The following is a 16732-nucleotide window of genomic DNA, read 5'->3' on the forward strand; positions in this document are numbered from 1 at the left end:
TCGTAAAAAAAAGTTAGCCACAAATTCACGAATTATTTTTAACTAAATTCGTGAATTGGCGGCTTGAAACTTTATAAAAAACCTTTGTGGCTTAGCGCCTTTGTGGCAAGAACTTAAAAATCGAATTTATAATTTGCCCCCACTAATACCTGAAATCCTTGTACCGGATAATTCAGCCATTTTTCGTACGCCTGGTTTCCAATATTATTCAACTTCAGGAAACAAGTCAAACGTTCGTTGTATTTGTATCCTAAATGCGCATTGGCATCAAAATAGTTTTTTAGAGTTGTAATCACCGGATCAGTTCCCAAATCTAAGTTCGATTGCATGTCTTTACGTTCTCCTACAAAGAAAACATTCAAACCTGCATACCATTGTTTGGTAATGTTTACATCAAGATTTGAACTTATTTTCATTGATGGTAAATTCCACGCTTCGATACCATCGTATTTATAACTATTAAAAGTTCCGTTGATTCCAAAAGATACATTTCTTGAAAAATCAGCTTTTAATTCTCCATAGAAACGAAATGTTCTTACGTCATCATACACCACTGCAAAAGAGTTTCCGAAAGCATAATTCTGATTCGAGAAATCTTCTGTATAATCGTTGCCTTTGTATAATGCTTTGTCTTTTTCATTCAGGTATGAACCCGTAAGATTATAATTGATATTGTTGGCCAATTTACCTTTTAAACCTGCAAAAACAGTGTATTGATTACTAGTTGGTCGCATGTTTAAAGTTGGCGACAAAAACGGATTATCATTTACAAAATCGGCATAAGAATTTTGTTCTAAACTACCATTTACTCCTGTGTAGAAAATCATTAAATCGCCTACTAATTTGTATGAAGCGTTTACTTTTGGATAAATATAAAATTTGTTTCCGCTGTTCTCAGAATCCAAACCGTAGAACAAGCCTGCTCCTAGTTCTAATGTCCAGTCGTTTTCAAGAATTACAAAACTTGGCTCAATACCAAAATTAGTTAAACTGTATTTTAAAGGACTTGTATTATCACGCGCATAATTATGTTCGAAAGATCCGCTTACGTGATCCACAATAATATTAGTATTAATGGATTGATCCATTACTTCTACCTTGAAAGAAGGCTTTACATAAAAGCGATTTTCTGAAGAAGAGAAACTATCTGAAAAATGTGTGAATTTAGTGGATATTTTACTAAAGATCCCTTCATTAAATTCGACATTTCCACCCAATGAAATCGTATTATAAGAATGATTTGGATTAATCCCCCGAATTAAATCATCACGAGTTTGTCCTGCCAAAGTCGAACCAAAATCAGCTGGTAAACCGTACCAGTTATACACCTGGTTTTGATAACCCAAATCAACATTCCATGACATATCGCGATTGTTTACCCCGTAACCTACATTTAATGCCGTATCATAAAACTCATCATTTAAATCTACATCTTTGATTCCGCCTTGCGAAGAGTGGTGACGAAACATTCCTGCCACGTAATCATTGTTTCCTAAATCCTGATTCACGAATAATTCAGCATTTAGAGTTCCGTAATTCCCAACTCCTAAAGTGGCATAATTATTAAACAGTTTTTCTCTTTTTGATTTCTCAACACCTTCCGCTTTTCCTTTTGATGGCGTAAATGTAGATGCCACAGGAACCGAGAGAATACTATACTTGATAGTTTCTTTAGGCTGATTTCCGGTATCGTCAAGCGAAGGAGTCTCTTTCACTTTAAATGCATCCGAAATTGTTGGCGAATAAGGTTTTACCACATTTACCGTTTCTGTTCCTATAGTTTCCTCTTTTTTCTTTTGAGCAAACGAAAGCTGGACAACAAACAATACTAGTAAAATGATGATTTTATTATGGCAATTAATTTTCATATTTCTTCTTTTTAAGAGTATAGAGTAAAGAATATAGAAAATAGACTATGCTAAATCCTTTTTATTCTGCTCAAACTCTTTGTTCTTTATTCTAAAATCTATATTCTATTCTCTTTATTCTTTATTCTTTATTCTTTGTTCTATTTTCTTTATTCTTTATTCTATTTTCTTTCAATTAAGCTTCCCACTCGCCTTTGGCTACAAACTGAGCCTTTCCTCCTATTTGAATATCAAAATCATTGTCGGTTAATTTCCCTTTAAAATAAATCTGAGAGGGACGACCTATATAATCTCCCTGATAATTGATCAGTTCAAATTCAGGTTTATGATATTTTAATAGAAAAGCCTGCAAACAAGTACTCGCGCTTCCTGTTGCTGCATCTTCTACCAATTGATTGTGTTCGACACACAACATTCTGCTAAACAATTTCGAACCTTCCAAATAATAAAAGTATAAACCTCTGTGTGCTGTTTTGCAATTCTTTTTAAGCCATTTGTCGGTTTTATCTTTGTCTAAGACTAAATTTTCCAACGCTCTTTTACTGCTTAATCCAACCATTACAAAAGCGCTTCCGGTCGTTACTTCCTGAATCGGAAACTGATTTTCAAAATCGTGATTTTTTAGATTGCTAAATACTGTAATATCTTCTTTCGAAAAAATATCCCAAAATTTCGGCTGAGCGGCTTTTAACCAAATCAAACCTTCCGATTGATGAATTGCAATGGGTCCAATTGGAACGTTTAATTTTATATTCTCCGGCGAATTATCAAATATTTTATTTATCAAAACCCATGAAGTTCCAATTATCGGATGTCCCGCAAATTGCATCTCCTGAGATGGTGTAAATATTTTTATCTCGGCTTTATTATTTTCTTTATCAAGTTTGGTGATAAAAGTGCTTTCGGCGAAATTAATTTCACGCGCAATTTGCTGCATTTCTGCCGAACTTAAATTCCCTGCATCCATAAAAACAGCCAATTGATTACCGGCATATTTTTTATCCGCAAAAACATCAACTATGTAAAAAGGTAAACTCATTATTTTTCTTTTTTTTCTTAGAAAATAGAGAAAAGACTTTTCAGCAATCTTTCTTCTTGCCTCTTTTTTTCTATTTTCTGCATTCTATGCTCTTTATTCTTATTTATTAATCGAAGAATTTGTCTTAGACTCTTCTGCTTTTATAGCTGCCAACTCTTTTTTAGCTTCTTCGACAACATCCGGATAATCAGTGAAATTGTTGATTACGTTATCTAAAATATAAGTTGCCTGATAACTGTCTTTTAGTCCGTAGAAGTTTTTCGCCATCAACACCAAACTTTTCGCTCCGTAATATTTATAAGCCGAATAATTTTTAGCCAATTTTTGAACTGAAACGTTCGAAGCATCAAACTTGCCTTCTTTCGTTTTAAAATAAGCATCGTAATACAACGCTTCTGCTGCTAATTCTCCTTTTGATGTTGTTGATAATTTTGCGTAAGCTGCTTTCGCTTTGTCTTCATCTCCTGTTTGCATTGCAGCACGTGCTACGATAATTTGTGCGTCGGCTTTTACGTTTGTATCTGCTTTTGCATTTTGCAATACCTTATCTGCATAGGTAACCGAGTTATCATAATCTTTCTTGTCGTAGTAACATTTCATTAAGTTCGCTTGCGCAAAACTTTTATTTTGAGCTGAATCAGCTTCGTCATCTAAGCGTTTTAAGACCGGAATCGATTTATCGCAATCTTTTGCTTTTAAATATATCTGTGCTAACTTCATTAAGGATTGCTCTGTGAATTCGCTTCTTGGCTGATCGATTACATATTGGTAATTGGCTACCGATTTCGTCTCTGAACCTTCCGTATAATACAATTGTGCCAAGTAGAAATTAGCCTCTAATGAATGAAGTCCTGATTGAAATTTATTGATATAACCTGTAAAACCAGTAATGGCCAGTTTGCTGTTATTTTGGCTGTATTGTTTAAAAGCGGCATCATAAGTATCATTATCCAGTTCAGCATCTGTAACGGCAACGAAATCTAACGTACGAACCCAGGTTGCATATTCATCTACTTTTCCTGAATCTACATAAATCAATCTCGCTGTAGAAACTGCTTCTAAAGCTTCAGGCGTTTTTGGGAATTCAGCAGCTACTTTTTTGAATTTAGTCAAAGCCAGAGCATCACGATCTGAGTTGTAATAAATCAAACCTTGTTTTAAAATTGATTTTGAAGTAAAAGCTCCGTTTTTATATTCAGAAATTAACTGATCATAGGTTTTAAGCGCCTGATCGTTCTTTTTCTCTGCGGCATACGTATTTCCTAATTCATACAATGCATCGTCGCGATATTCTGATTTTTTATACATCAAAAGGAAATTGTTCAGCTCATCAATTTTCTTATCATTTTTAGACATGAATCCATAAGAAATCGCTTTTTGAAACTGAGCATAATCAGCATCAACGCCTCTTGCTTCGATGGCTTTGGCGTAAGCTTCATTGGCAGCAGTATATTTTGAATTTACAAAACGGCAATCTCCCAAACGCAAATACGAATCATTCAGACGAACTTTATCTTCTTTTGAATTGTCGATTTGTGCCTGAAATGAATTTCCTGCCTGATCGTATTCTTTTAGTTTAAAATAGGTGTATCCAATATTGTAATTGATGTTTTTATATTCATCAGTTGATTTGGCTGCAGCCAATCCAGCAAACTGTTTGTAGCTCAATAATGCATTCTGAAAATCGGCAGTAACATATTCTGTTTCTGCTTTCCAGAAAGTGGCGCGGGCTGTAAACTCAGGAGTTTTTTGTTCGCTGATCGCGCTTTTAAACATTTTTCCCGCTTCCTGATAATTCGATTCATTATACAATTCTAGTCCTCTATAGAAAAGTACTTTTTGATACGCAGCTTTATTTTCTGCCGATCTGTTTTTCTCCAATAAAGTCAAAGCTTCTTTGTAGTTTTTAGTCGAGATATAAGAATCAACCAATAATTTTTCTACTTCAGATCTGCTTGAATTGTTTGGATATTTTTTCAGGAAATCAAGTAAAATAGCCGGAACAGTCTGATACGCATTACCAATATCATAACTCACTTTGGCATAATTCAAAGCCGCATCTTCCTGAATTTGGGCATTAAAATCCATTTCAGAAGCATTTTTAAAAGCGTTTAAAGCTTCTTGTTTTTTACCCGTATTCAAATAAGCTAAACCTAAATGGTAATACGCATTTTGAGCAACGAAATCTTTTCCTTCAATGATTTTATTGAACTGGGAAATCGCTTTTTCATACTCTTTTTGCTCATAATAGGCATAACCTAACTGGTAGAAATCGGTATTATTCCATTTTCCTTTTTTACCTGCATATTGCTCTAAAAACGGAATTGCTTTGTCGTATTGTTTTAAATTGAAATAACTTTCACCGATGATTTTATTTAGTTCTGATTTTTCAAGTTCATTCGATTTAGACATTGCTTTTTGTCCCAAATCAATTGCTTTTTGGAAATTTCCTAACTTGAAATTCATATCAGCCTGATAATACGAAAGCTTCTCTTTGTATTTTTCTTCGCCCGAAACTTCATCAAAATATTTGGTTGCTTCTTTGTAATCATCACCTTCATAGGCCATGAAACCTAAATAATATTTGGCCTGAGAACCAAATTCAGAAGAATTCACCACTTTATTAAAATAAGTTGTCGCTTCTTTTTTCTTTTTGGCATTGAAATAAGCATAACCTTTCTGGAAATTAAATTTATCCGAGTCTGATTTGCTCATGTAACTTTCATCTACTTTATCAAACCATTGGAGCGCTTTTGGGTAATTTCCCTGCTCGAAGAAATACTGTGCAACCTCGATATAAGCTTGATTTTGTTTGGTGCTTGTCGGATAATCGGTTACGAATTTTTCCATCAGAGCATCAGCATTTGCTTTATTGGTTCTAATGGCACAATTGGCGATATAATAAGCACAATCTGACTGAACTTCTTCGGTCGTAGCGTTGTTTTTTACATGTTCGAAAATAAGTTGTGCCGAGGCATATTGTTTGTCATTATATAAAGCCAGTGCTTTGTCAAATTCCTTTAAATCGTAAGTGTAAATAGCTGATTTTTGTGCCGAAACTATGGTCGAAAAAAGGATAATTGGTAATAAAAAGAACCAGGAAAGTTTACGCATTTTAATTATATTTAGTATTCAAATGTATCATTTTATACCGTTTATAACGAAACGTTTCAGCCTTTTATTATGAACAAATATTTTAATGGTTGTTATAAAACAGCTTATTAGACTCCAAAATATTGGTTCTCAAACTTTCTGAGCTATAATTGTTTTACCAATATTAAAATTCTGCTTATTTTTATTGTCACAGATGTCAAAGATTCTCACAAATTAAATTCAATTTTTCTTTAAAAAAAACAGCAAAATCATTCTAATGCTTTTAATCTGTGGCAACTTTTAAAATTTTCTTACTGAAATGATTCAAATTTATTTTGAATCGAAGCGTTATCTTATTACTTTTACCAATCAAATCAATTTATTATGTCACAAACCGTACTATCTCTTAAAGAAGTCACTATATATCAGGAAGGAAGAAAAATTTTATCTCATATTAATCTGGATGTTAACCACGGTGAATTTATCTACATCATTGGGAAAACAGGATCCGGAAAAAGTAGTTTCTTAAAAACTTTATATGCAGATTTACCCTTATCTGAAGGTGAAGGTCACATAGTTGAGTTTGATTTGGCTACTTTAAAAGAAAAAGATATTCCGTATTTGAGACGTAAGATTGGGATCGTATTTCAGGATTTCAAACTACTTCCGGACCGTTCTATAAAAGACAATATGCTTTTTGTTTTAAGAGCAACAGGTTGGGTTGACAAAGAAGGAATGGAACGTAAAATTGATGAAGTTCTGGACAAAGTAGGTATGAAAGAATACGTTAACAAAATGCCGCATCAGCTCTCTGGTGGTGAGCAGCAACGTGTTGCCATTGCAAGAGCTTTGCTTAACGACCCTGAATTTATCCTGGCCGATGAACCAACCGGAAACCTTGATCCTCAAACAAGTTCTGAAGTTCTTGAAGTATTGAAAAAAATCAATGCTAATGGTAAAACGGTTATCATGGCGACTCACGATTATGCTTTATTGCTAAAATTCCCGTCTAAAACATTAAAATGTGAAGACGAAAGAATTTTTGAAGTGGTGCAACGCAGCGTGTAATGCTTTCTATATTAATTCCTACTTATAATTATAATGTTTTTCCGCTTGTTTTAGAGCTTAAAAAACAAGCCGATAATTTAGGAATTCAATATGAAATCCTTGTACAAGATGATCTCAGTCAGGAATTTATTGCTGAAAATTCTCAGATCAATTTATTAGAAAATTGTTCTTTCTCCCTTAATGCAGAAAATTTAGGCAGAGGAAAGAACATCAATGTATTATGCGCTAAATCAAGATATGATTATGTGTTGATTATGGAAGCTGATGCCTTGGCTGAGAATGAATCCTATCTTAAAAATTATACCGAAATACTATCGAAATGGAATCCTGATGTGATTTTTGGCGGAGTTAAATACCCTGAAACTATTCCTTCTAAAGAAAAATTACTGCGATGGAAATACGGTATAAACAGGGAAACGAAATCTTTACAACACCGGCTTAAAAATCAGTACGATTTTGTTTTTACCTGGAATTTACTTTTAAAAAAAGAGATTCTTCTTCAATTCCCTTTTCCGGAATTTATAAAGCAATACGGATATGAAGATTTTATTTTTCTAGAAAACCTACGTTTCAATTCAGTTCCTGTTACTCATATCGAAAATACCTTAATTCACCATAACAACGAAGAGAGTATCGATTTTATAAAGAAATCCGAAATAGCGGTCAAAAACTTACATCACTTAGTTTACTTTCATAAAATTGATCCTAAAAAAATCAGATTGAGCAAACTTTATGTCATTTTAAATAAACTATATCTTACAGGAATTGTAAAGGCAATATATCTAAAAACAAAGAAACGAATCCTAACTAATTTAACTTCAGAAAATCCGGGTTTATATCTACTGGATTTTTATAAATTAGGCTATTATTGTAATCTAAAAAAATAATCGATTATGGTATTTTTTTCCGTTGTCATTCCATTATACAATAAAGCCCGCTATATTGAAAACACTCTAAAAAGTGCTCTCAATCAAACCTTTACAGATTATGAAATCATTATAATTAATGATGAATCTACTGATGAAAGCGAAGCTCTGGTTCGTAAATTGAATGACGAGAGAATTCAGATCTTTAATCAAAAAAATCAAGGTGTTTCCGTTGCCCGAAATCTTGGAATAGAAAAATCAAAAGGGAAACTGATCGCTTTTCTGGATGCTGATGATTATTGGTTTTCAAATCATCTCGAAGAATTAGCTCACTTATATCATAATTTCCCGGATTGTGGTATTTACTGTTCACGCTACAAAATTAAAACCGCCAAAAAACACTTTCAAACTCCCTATTATTCTGGTCTAGAGGAATCTTTTCGCGGAGTTGTAAAAGATTATTTCGCCTCAAATATGCCTTTTAGAATTACCTGGACTTCGTCTTTGGCGATACCCAAACAAATTCTTGAAACTTTTAGAGGATTTACGCCGGGTGTAACAAATGGCCAGGACTTGGAATTGTGGACCAAAATTGGAATACAATTTCCCATTGCGATAACCAATAATATTACGGCCATTTACAATAATGATATCCCCGAAAGCCTCGCTAAGAAAAATATTAATTCGATGAACGTAATGGATTTTACGCCATTTAAAAGCGCTGAACAGGAAAATCCTTCTCTAAAAAAGTTTCTGGATTTGTACCGAATAGAATATGGATTTAAATATTATGTTTTTGGATATCAAGACAAAAGCTCTTTTTATTTAAAAGATCTCGACAAACAAAATATCAGTTTAAAGATTCGTTTTTTATTGAATATGCCTCCTTTTTGTTTACGCTTTCTCTTTAAATCAAATCGTCTTTTAAAAAAATGGGGAATTAATTTTTCTGTTTATCACTAGAATATTCCAAAAACTCATCAAAATCCCTGATATAATCTTCTTCGATATAAACTTCTGAAGCCACTACCAAACAAACAGATCCCGAAGAAAAATTTTGAAGTTCACGCCAAATTCCCGGATTGATCAATAAACCTTCATAAGGCTTGTTTAAAGTCACGATTTCTTCCTCTTCTCCATCTTTGAGTACCACATCAAAACTACCGCTTAAAGCAACCAAAAACTCCTTAAGCTCTTTGTGCGCATGTCCGCCACGTTCCGAACCGCTTGGCACATCGTACAAATAATAAACGCGCTTAATACCAAAAGGAACAATATCATTTTCGATCACAGAAAGATTACCTCTGGGGTCCTCTATCTTTGGGATGGATAAAATTTGTATTCCGTTATTTTTTATTGCCATACTGTAGTTTTTCCAATTTTTGATGTCCTTCTTTTGAACTTTTAAATGCTGATTTAAGCTCACGAAATCTTATTTTTTGTTGTTTTAAATCGAAAAAGAACTTCACAAATATCCAATAAATATAATTGCTTTTGAAAATTCTACTAAACAATGCACCTTGTATATAATATTTTTCTGTGATACTTTTTTTGTCCGAAGATGTAGGTTCTCGATGTTTCACAATAATCTCAGGTTCAAAAACCAGCTGTTGTTTTTTGTTCTTTATATCAAATAAAAAAATGGCTTCTTCTCCCATTTCAAAGACTGCTCCTAACCCGAAATCTTCATCAAACTTAACTTTAGTTTTATCCAAAACTGTTCGATTCAGCGTCATTTCTATCGAACTTGTATTAAAAATATCAAAGGCATTCAAATTCGTTTTAGAACGATCAGGATACTTTTTCATCAAACTTCCATCTGACTTTACAGCACAAAAATTGATTGCGGCTGCATCCGGAAATTGGCTATAAGCGTTGATTATTTTAGCAATAAATCCTTGTTGATATACTACATCATCATCAGCAATTACAAGGATTTTTCCAACAGCATTTTCAAGTGCCAAATTCCTGCTTTTGGATAAACCTTTTTCGAAAGAATTTACAACTCTGATCTTAGCATATTCTGATTCTAATTTTTTTCCGACTTGAGTTTGATTAACAATTAAGATTCGGAAATTAGAAAAATGAAGAAACGGAAACATTGGAACTAAAAAATCTAATGAATCCTGATTCATGGTAGCAATCAAAATTTCAACATCATTTTCCGTAAAAAAGTTTTCTAGTTTATCTTCCATCTTAGAGCAAATGTAAAAAATACTAAACGAAAAGAATACAATTTAAAACCTGCTCTTTAGTTTTGTTTTTCTATTCAGCAAATCTTAACGCAATCAGGCATAATATTTCTTATTTTTGAATGCTTCAAGAAGCGTTTTGATATTCAACTTTTATGCAAAAAACTCCATTAGTTACCATTATTTGTTTGTGTTACAACCATGAGCAATTTGTAGTTGAATCATTGAATTCAGTTTTAAATCAAACCTATAAAAATATTGAGCTCATTATTGCGGACGATTGCAGTACGGATTCTTCTAAAAAAACCATTAAAAACTGGCTCGAAAAATATCCTGAGATACAATTCATCACAAACGAAACGAACTTAGCAAATACCAAAACGTTCAATAAAGCATTGAAGATCGCAAAAGGAGATTATGTAATTGATCTTGCGGCCGATGATGTTTTATTGCCAAAATGTGTCGAAAAACAAATCGGTACTTTTTTAAATTCGGATAAGAAAAAACTAGCTATAGTTTATGGAAATGCCGAAATAATATCAGAGAACAACAAACATCTTCGTTATTATTATGAAGTGAATCCTGAGAAAAAAGTACTAAAAAAACCAGCTACTGGAGATATTTATTCGTCTATATTAGGCCAAAGCAGCATGATTTGTTCTGTTTCTTCGATGGTAAAACGGAAAGTTTTAGAAGAACTAAACGGTTACGATGAAAATCTGGCGTACGAGGATTTAGACCTTTGGATCAGAACAGCCCGAAACTATAACTTTGAATTTATTGATGCGGTTTTGATCCAAAAAAGAGAACTGGAGAATTCATTGGGAAGTCAGTTTTATAAAAAATTCAGTTCCCGAACCCGAAAAATAAATCATTCGACTTATCTTATTATTAAAAAAGCAATTGCATTAAATAAAACAAAAGCCGAAAACAAAGCAGTTCTAAAACGAGTGCATCAGGAAATGGTAAAAGCGCAAAAAACGTACGATATTGGGTTGTTTATCAAATATATTCCGTTGGAATTGAAATTGAGGTTTTGATATAAATGGTGTGTTTTTTAAAATAAACTTTTTCTAAAATACACACATAAAACCACTAGATAAATAAAATTATCAAAAGCCTGAGCCATTACAACGCCTTGTATTCCAAAGCATTCCATAAAAACCAAATTCGAAAAATACAAGAGCGCTAGAGAAGATACTTCGGCAATAATAAAAGCTTTGGTTAATTTTTTAGCAAAAAACTCATAGCCTAAAATAAGGAAAGCGACTTTAAAAACATCACCTATAAGCTGCCAGAAGAAAAGTGAAGCAACTGGTAAAAATTCTTTAGTAAACAATAACTGAACGATAAAAAACCGGGCAAAATAAACGACTACTACACCGAGTATAAAAACGGGTAAAATAAATTTATAATATTGCCAAAAAATACTTTTTGTTTCTTTATTCCCCTCTGCTATTGCTAATTTCGGTAAAAAATAAACAGACAATATAGTGCTTACAAAGAGCATATAATACGTTGAAATTCGGGTCATACTTTCCCAAAAACCTGCCTGATCGATACCTAATTTTTCAATAACACTATTTCTCATAGCCAAATAAACCATTGGCCCTAAAACGGATGAAACTATTGCCATTAAAGAGAAAGGCAACAAATATTTTATAATTTTAAAATCATACAAATGCCACTTTATAGCCTCTAAAAAATTGATTTCTTTTTGTACAAAATAAAAGGTAACGAAAAACAGTAAAGAAGGTGTAATAACAATTGCCAGCAATGCTCCTAATGTTTGAAACTTTAAAATCATGAAAAGAGAAACCAATAATCCCAAAGTATTCCCGATGATATTTACCCAAATTACCTTCTTGAACTGACTTAAACCGTTCAGAACCGCCAATAAAAAAACCGATACCGCATACCAGGGCAAAGCCAACGCCAAGATCTTAAAAACCAGACCATAATCGAAAGTTGAATTTAAAATAGTATTGTTCCAGAAAGAAGCAAAAAAATACAAAATGCCACTTAATATAAGAGCGATAAAAACTAAACTTATAAAAACCGTAGCTAATATTTTTTTTAGAACTTCTTTGTTTTTCTGATTTTCGGCTACATATTTTATTATTCCGCTTTGAAAACCAAGAGTTGAAATACTCTCTAATGAAGTCAAAAAATTGCGCAAATTCCCCACCAAAGCCATTCCGCCGGGACCAACAAAAATGGCTAATATTTTAGAGGTTATTAAACCTATACCAATTTTAATTGCAATACTCAGACTGTTTAAAGAAGTGATTTTAAACAGAGTCGTTTGCGTTATTTTTTTCAGGAAATACAATCTAATATCGATTTAAAACATCAACAATAAAACTCACTTCTTCATCTGTCAAAACAGGACTAATAGGCAGACTCAAAACCTCATTATGAATTTTCTCTGTTATTGGATAAGATAAATTATTCCAGTCCTTAAGTGCTTGCTGTTTGTGCGCAGGAACCGAATAATGAATCACCGTCTGAATATTATTTTCAGATAAATAAGCCTGTAAATCTTCCCTTTTTGAAGTTCTGATCACAAACAAATGGAAAACATGATTATTGGATAAATCCCAAAACGGCAGCGTTATTTTATCGTTTTTAATCTCTGCTAAATAACGTTTTGCAATAATCTGGCGTTTATCGTTATCACTATTTAAATTAGGCAATTTCGCATTCAAAAACGCCGCCTGAAGCTCATCTAATCTCGAATTTACACCAATATATTCATTGAAATACTTTTTATCAGAACCATAATTACGAAGCGAAAAAAGCACTTTTGCCAATTCGGGATCGTTTGTATTTATGGCTCCGCCATCGCCCAAACAGCCTAAATTTTTAGCGGGATAAAAACTATACGCCGTAGCTGATTTTAGATTGCTGATTTTAGATTTTAGATTATTTTCCAGGACATCCGTATTTGGAATTTGGAATTTGTTTTTTTTGGAATTCCCAAAAGCTCCATGCGATTGCGCAGCATCTTCAACAACTAATAAATTATTTCGATTTGCTATTTCATTTATTTTATCCATTTCAGCCAACTGACCGTATAAATGAACCACTAAAATTGCCTTAGTTTTTGACGTAATTTTTTCCTCGATTAAAGCCGGGTTGATATTGTAGGTTTCCAACTTTGGTTCAACCAAAACCGGAATTAAATCTGCCTGCAAAATAGCCAGAATACTGGCGATGTAAGTATTTGCAGGAACAATAACTTCATCTCCTTTCTGCAATTTTCCAAGTTGAATATATCCTTTAAAAATCAGAACCAAAGCATCAAAACCATTCCCTACTCCTATGCAATATTGGGTTTGGCAATATTCGGCAAAAGCCTTTTCGAATGTCTCTACTTCTTTTCCTAAAATATACCAGCCATTATCTAAAACCAATTTCAGTTTTTCCTGAAAAGCAGTTTCATAAGGTTGGTTTATTTTTTTTAGGTCCAGAAATGGTATCATTTTATATCAATTTTATAAAAATCCTGATTGTAAACGCTACAACCTAATTCTTCTTTTTGTTTTAAAAGTCCGGAATGATAGCCGCTTTCATTCTCTTCATTTACAATTCCCATATCAAAAAAGCGTTTGCCTTTTCCTTTGTACTTTTCGATCAAATTAATGAATAAAAAATCAAGTGCTCTTACTCCCTCTCCTTTTTTTGATGTGGCCCCGTATTGCGATTTTATAACATTTTCGGTTTCAAAAATCGTAATTCCGGCAATGATTTCATCGTTTCGATAAACAGAATATTGCCTGATATTTTCGGGGAATTTCTGTTTCAAAAGTAAGATTTCTTCTTTTGAATGAACTGGTTTTACATTGAATTTCTCCAATAATCTCGGCGCTAAAATTTCATCCCAAAAAGGATTAAAATCTTCTTCTTCAATTATATCCAAATCAAGATCTTCAATTCTTCTAAAATGTTTCAGCTTACTTTTAGAAATTTGCAAAGGCAATTCAAGATTAACAGCCAGATTCATTTCTTTTCGCTCTATCACTGCTCCTCTTTTAAACAAGAAAAAGTCAACTTCGTTATTGCCTTCAGGAAAATAAAAGTTTGGAATGGGTTTGTAATAAAAGGTATCAAATGCATTCTCTTTCAAAAAAAGTAAAACGGCGTCTAAAACAGCTTCTACTTTTTCACCTTTCAATTTACTGGCATATACCAATCCGCCGTAGGTAAGTCCCTGATGCGAATAAACAGAATTTCCAACTTTATTGGCAGGCAAAATACTTATGAGCTTTTCATCCTGATAAACCAAAAGCGAAAAATCTTCAAAACGATCTTTATGATATTCCATAAAATCACGATGAAATAAAAATGTAGCGTTTTTGGCCTGAGCAATAAACTCATTCCAGATTTTACAATCGCTCTGATCGTATTTTTTTACGGTATATTTTGTCATTTATTATGGTTGCTTTTTTTGCCACGAATCGCACGAATTTACACTAATTTTTCTCTGCATAAAATACAAAAAAAATATGCGCACATTTTTTGCAGTGGACATGATTCGTGAAATTGGTAGCAAATAAATCTTATTTGTGGTCAAATGCCGGTAAATACCATTTGAATTTTACCGCCAGTAATCGAGCAGTAATAATGACAACCGAGGTAACTAAATACAAAACGTCATCTTCAAGATTGAGTTTTTTTAGCGCAAAAAATACAATTCCTCCAAAAATACAAATCGTAGCATAAATCTCCCTTCTAAAGATCGTTGGGATCTCGGTACACAAAATATCACGGGTTACACCGCCAAAACAAGCCGTCATGGTGCCCAAAGCAATACAAATTACCGGATGCAAACCCGTCATGATACCTCTCTCAAGGCCTATTAAAGTAAAAACACCTAACCCAATTGTATCAAACAAAAACAAAGAAGTTCTTAATTTGTCAAACTTTTTTCTAAAGAGAATTGCCAATCCAAAACCTAAAATAATAACATAAACATATTTTAAATCCTGCATCCAGCCCACCGGAGTTCTGCCTATTAAAACATCACGAAGCGTTCCGCCACCCACCGCCGTTACAAAAGCAATGATAAAAACACCAAACGGATCTAGTTTTTTGTGCATTGCCGTTAATGCGCCGGACATTGCAAAAGCCATTGTACCAATAAGGTCTAATAAATGAAACATTTTATTTTTTTTAGGTGCAAAGGTACAAAGGTGCGAAGGTACAAAGACTCAAAAAAGCCAATTATTTTAATTTATTTTGTAACTTTTTTCTTTAATTTTTATTTCTGCCTGAGGATTAATTTTTTCAATAGCTTCGATAAACCTTCTTTTATCTTTTGGTGAAATCAGAACTATATCGAATTTATGGTATAAAATTTCAAGCCTGTTAAAAGAAAGCGCAGGAGAACTAATAATATTATAGCTTTCAGAAATTCGTTTAATCTTTTCAATTTCAATTGATAAATTATAAAAAACCCCGCATTTTATGACTAATTTTTTATTTTCGATTATATAAAAGGTCGTCGAAAACATATAGGCAATAAAAATCACTACCAAAAGTATAAAGGAAAAACTAATCCAGTTTTGATCATAAGCTGATCTTACAAGGATTCCTCCAAAAACTAAAACCAAAAAAAGTATAAGCCACAGGTCAATTTTAGATTCAAATTTTTCCATTTACTGCTTATTTTTTTACATAAATTGGACTTCTTTTCAGCAAATAAGTAATAGAATCCATCCAGCTGTCTTTGATATTCAGGAACGGTTTACGACTTTGCGAGTAAATTTTTGTGCCGTTTTTGTACATGTCAAAATAAACCATGTAATTGTAATAAGTAAGATTACTGGCATTGGTAGTCGATACATCGCTCGTTTTTACCTTCTTGTTATTATCGCTCACTTTGGCGCTTCCGCTGCTGTAAGTCGAAGCCGTTGAGCCTTCGGTAAGGGTAAACGAAACTTTTGCGGCAATAATATTATCCACTCCCAGAATTTTTTGAAGATCTTCTATTGGGGTTTCATCAATATTTTTATAATCAATTCCGGCCTTATGCAGCAAACTATTTGTAACCCTTAAATCCTGAACCGTCAACGGAAAAAGATTCGCAGATTTGTCCAGCAATTTGTTATAAAGGTCATTTTGAGCAAATTTTGCCATTTCCCCAGACTCTTCCATAGTACCTGAATTCACATACGGAACCGGCAGTACAGCAATTGTATTGGGTTTCATTTCTGAAGAAGTAACCTGCACCGAATTACCAGATGGCGCATTATTCTCAGAAACATCAAAAGTTTGCGAACGCCCGCTGGCAAAATCAATTCTCGCAATTTGCGATACATCAAGCGAAATTTGCATTGTTTCTCCCGGCAACGAATATTCAACCGTTTTATCAGACATTTTTGCAATCGTACATTCAATAATCTGATAATCTCGTTTTATTATTTTATCGAGCTTTTTCACGCCCTGAGCAAAAGAAAAAACAGTAATAAACATCAATATTGCGGTAATGATTTGTTTAGATTTCATGGTATTTAAATTTAATTTTCTTACTACTAAATTTTTCAGCTTCTCTTTTATAAAAAAAAGGCTTGTTAAATTTATAAAATTAAATTAAAAATAAAG

At 33.0% G+C, this 16732-nt stretch carries 15 protein-coding genes; 4 read left to right on the plus strand and 11 right to left on the minus strand.

Annotated elements, in window-relative coordinates; translation table 11 throughout:
- Positions 1–113 precede the first annotated feature (113 nt).
- The 3 genes from GIY83_RS13730 to GIY83_RS13740 all read right to left on the minus strand — a co-directional run bounded on the left by GIY83_RS13730 (position 114) and on the right by GIY83_RS13740 (position 6021).
- Positions 114–1868: a TonB-dependent receptor gene (locus GIY83_RS13730; RefSeq protein WP_208681869.1), complete on the minus strand. Its 1755-nt coding sequence runs from the start codon at positions 1866–1868 to the stop codon at positions 114–116.
- Positions 1869–2043: 175 nt separating this feature from the next.
- A complete protein-coding gene (locus tag GIY83_RS13735; protein ID WP_208681871.1) occupies positions 2044–2907 on the minus strand; it encodes a PhzF family phenazine biosynthesis protein in 864 nt (287 codons plus the stop codon).
- Between the two features lie 99 nt (positions 2908–3006).
- Positions 3007–6021 (minus strand): tetratricopeptide repeat protein, encoded by a 3015-nt coding sequence (locus GIY83_RS13740; protein WP_208681872.1) that lies wholly within the window; start codon positions 6019–6021, stop codon positions 3007–3009.
- A gap of 363 nt (positions 6022–6384) precedes the next feature.
- Here GIY83_RS13740 and GIY83_RS13745 point away from each other — a divergent pair, with 363 nt between their 5' ends.
- From GIY83_RS13745 to GIY83_RS13755, 3 genes are read left to right on the plus strand one after another with little or no spacing between them, the layout of a single operon-like run.
- A complete protein-coding gene (locus GIY83_RS13745) occupies positions 6385–7068 on the plus strand; it encodes a cell division ATP-binding protein FtsE (protein WP_194616473.1) in 684 nt (227 codons plus the stop codon).
- Positions 7068–7955: a glycosyltransferase gene (locus GIY83_RS13750; protein WP_208681874.1), complete on the plus strand. Its 888-nt coding sequence runs from the start codon at positions 7068–7070 to the stop codon at positions 7953–7955. Before GIY83_RS13745 ends, GIY83_RS13750 begins: the two co-directional genes overlap by 1 nt.
- Before the next feature lie 6 nt (positions 7956–7961).
- Entirely contained in the window at positions 7962–8897 is a 936-nt protein-coding gene (locus tag GIY83_RS13755; RefSeq protein ID WP_208681876.1) for a glycosyltransferase family 2 protein, read from the plus strand.
- On the opposite strand, the gene GIY83_RS13760 is transcribed toward GIY83_RS13755, so the two are convergent.
- Positions 8875–9297, minus strand: a complete 423-nt coding sequence (locus GIY83_RS13760) for an FdtA/QdtA family cupin domain-containing protein (protein WP_194616470.1) — start codon at positions 9295–9297, stop codon at positions 8875–8877. The two genes, GIY83_RS13755 and GIY83_RS13760, sit on opposite strands and share 23 nt — an antisense overlap.
- The gene (locus GIY83_RS13765) at positions 9281–10129 is read right to left on the minus strand and encodes a glycosyltransferase family A protein (RefSeq protein WP_208681878.1); all 849 of its coding nucleotides are present in this window, start codon (positions 10127–10129) and stop codon (positions 9281–9283) included. The genes GIY83_RS13760 and GIY83_RS13765 overlap by 17 nt, the downstream gene beginning before the upstream one ends.
- Positions 10130–10281: 152 nt before the next feature.
- Here GIY83_RS13765 and GIY83_RS13770 point away from each other — a divergent pair, with 152 nt between their 5' ends.
- Entirely contained in the window at positions 10282–11166 is an 885-nt protein-coding gene (locus tag GIY83_RS13770; RefSeq protein WP_208681880.1) for a glycosyltransferase, read from the plus strand.
- Between the two features lie 17 nt (positions 11167–11183).
- Here the strand turns inward: GIY83_RS13770 and GIY83_RS13775 are convergent, their stop codons facing one another.
- The 6 genes from GIY83_RS13775 to GIY83_RS13800 form a co-directional block, all read right to left on the minus strand.
- Positions 11184–12458 carry an O-antigen translocase gene (locus GIY83_RS13775; RefSeq protein WP_229029103.1) on the minus strand — a complete coding sequence of 425 codons (1275 nt, stop codon included), beginning with the start codon at positions 12456–12458 and terminating at the stop codon, positions 11184–11186.
- Position 12459: 1 nt separating this feature from the next.
- The gene (locus tag GIY83_RS13780; protein ID WP_208681882.1) at positions 12460–13611 is read right to left on the minus strand and encodes a DegT/DnrJ/EryC1/StrS aminotransferase family protein; all 1152 of its coding nucleotides are present in this window, start codon (positions 13609–13611) and stop codon (positions 12460–12462) included.
- A complete protein-coding gene (locus GIY83_RS13785; RefSeq protein WP_208681883.1) occupies positions 13608–14558 on the minus strand; it encodes a GNAT family N-acetyltransferase in 951 nt (316 codons plus the stop codon). Before GIY83_RS13785 ends, GIY83_RS13780 begins: the two co-directional genes overlap by 4 nt.
- A 130-nt stretch (positions 14559–14688) precedes the next feature.
- Complete coding sequence (locus GIY83_RS13790) at positions 14689–15291, minus strand: trimeric intracellular cation channel family protein (RefSeq protein WP_194616465.1); 603 nt, start codon at positions 15289–15291, stop codon at positions 14689–14691.
- Between the two features lie 66 nt (positions 15292–15357).
- Positions 15358–15786, minus strand: coding sequence for a PH domain-containing protein (locus GIY83_RS13795; protein WP_208681884.1), 429 nt, complete (start codon positions 15784–15786; stop codon positions 15358–15360).
- Positions 15787–15793: 7 nt separating this feature from the next.
- Positions 15794–16636, minus strand: a complete 843-nt coding sequence (locus GIY83_RS13800; protein ID WP_208681885.1) for a hypothetical protein — start codon at positions 16634–16636, stop codon at positions 15794–15796.
- Between the last annotated feature and the right edge of the window lie 96 nt (positions 16637–16732).

It is taken from the genome of Flavobacterium sp. SLB02, assembly GCF_009664855.1.
GTDB lineage: Bacteria > Bacteroidota > Bacteroidia > Flavobacteriales > Flavobacteriaceae > Flavobacterium.

What these genes read in the sequence shown, in the direction of transcription:
- GIY83_RS13745 (WP_194616473.1), top strand. Translation starts at nt 6,385, where the DNA reads ATGTCACAAACCGTACTATCTCTTAAAGAAGTCACTATATATCAGGAA.
- GIY83_RS13770 (WP_208681880.1), top strand. Translation starts at nt 10,282, where the DNA reads ATGCAAAAAACTCCATTAGTTACCATTATTTGTTTGTGTTACAACCAT.
- GIY83_RS13765 (WP_208681878.1), bottom strand. Translation starts at nt 10,129, where the DNA reads ATGGAAGATAAACTAGAAAACTTTTTTACGGAAAATGATGTTGAAATT.
- GIY83_RS13800 (WP_208681885.1), bottom strand. Translation starts at nt 16,636, where the DNA reads ATGAAATCTAAACAAATCATTACCGCAATATTGATGTTTATTACTGTT.
- GIY83_RS13785 (WP_208681883.1), bottom strand. Translation starts at nt 14,558, where the DNA reads ATGACAAAATATACCGTAAAAAAATACGATCAGAGCGATTGTAAAATC.
- GIY83_RS13730 (WP_208681869.1), bottom strand. Translation starts at nt 1,868, where the DNA reads ATGAAAATTAATTGCCATAATAAAATCATCATTTTACTAGTATTGTTT.
- GIY83_RS13790 (WP_194616465.1), bottom strand. Translation starts at nt 15,291, where the DNA reads ATGTTTCATTTATTAGACCTTATTGGTACAATGGCTTTTGCAATGTCC.
- GIY83_RS13755 (WP_208681876.1), top strand. Translation starts at nt 7,962, where the DNA reads ATGGTATTTTTTTCCGTTGTCATTCCATTATACAATAAAGCCCGCTAT.
- GIY83_RS13760 (WP_194616470.1), bottom strand. Translation starts at nt 9,297, where the DNA reads ATGGCAATAAAAAATAACGGAATACAAATTTTATCCATCCCAAAGATA.
- GIY83_RS13795 (WP_208681884.1), bottom strand. Translation starts at nt 15,786, where the DNA reads ATGGAAAAATTTGAATCTAAAATTGACCTGTGGCTTATACTTTTTTTG.
- GIY83_RS13740 (WP_208681872.1), bottom strand. Translation starts at nt 6,021, where the DNA reads ATGCGTAAACTTTCCTGGTTCTTTTTATTACCAATTATCCTTTTTTCG.
- GIY83_RS13780 (WP_208681882.1), bottom strand. Translation starts at nt 13,611, where the DNA reads ATGATACCATTTCTGGACCTAAAAAAAATAAACCAACCTTATGAAACT.
- GIY83_RS13750 (WP_208681874.1), top strand. Translation starts at nt 7,068, where the DNA reads ATGCTTTCTATATTAATTCCTACTTATAATTATAATGTTTTTCCGCTT.
- GIY83_RS13735 (WP_208681871.1), bottom strand. Translation starts at nt 2,907, where the DNA reads ATGAGTTTACCTTTTTACATAGTTGATGTTTTTGCGGATAAAAAATAT.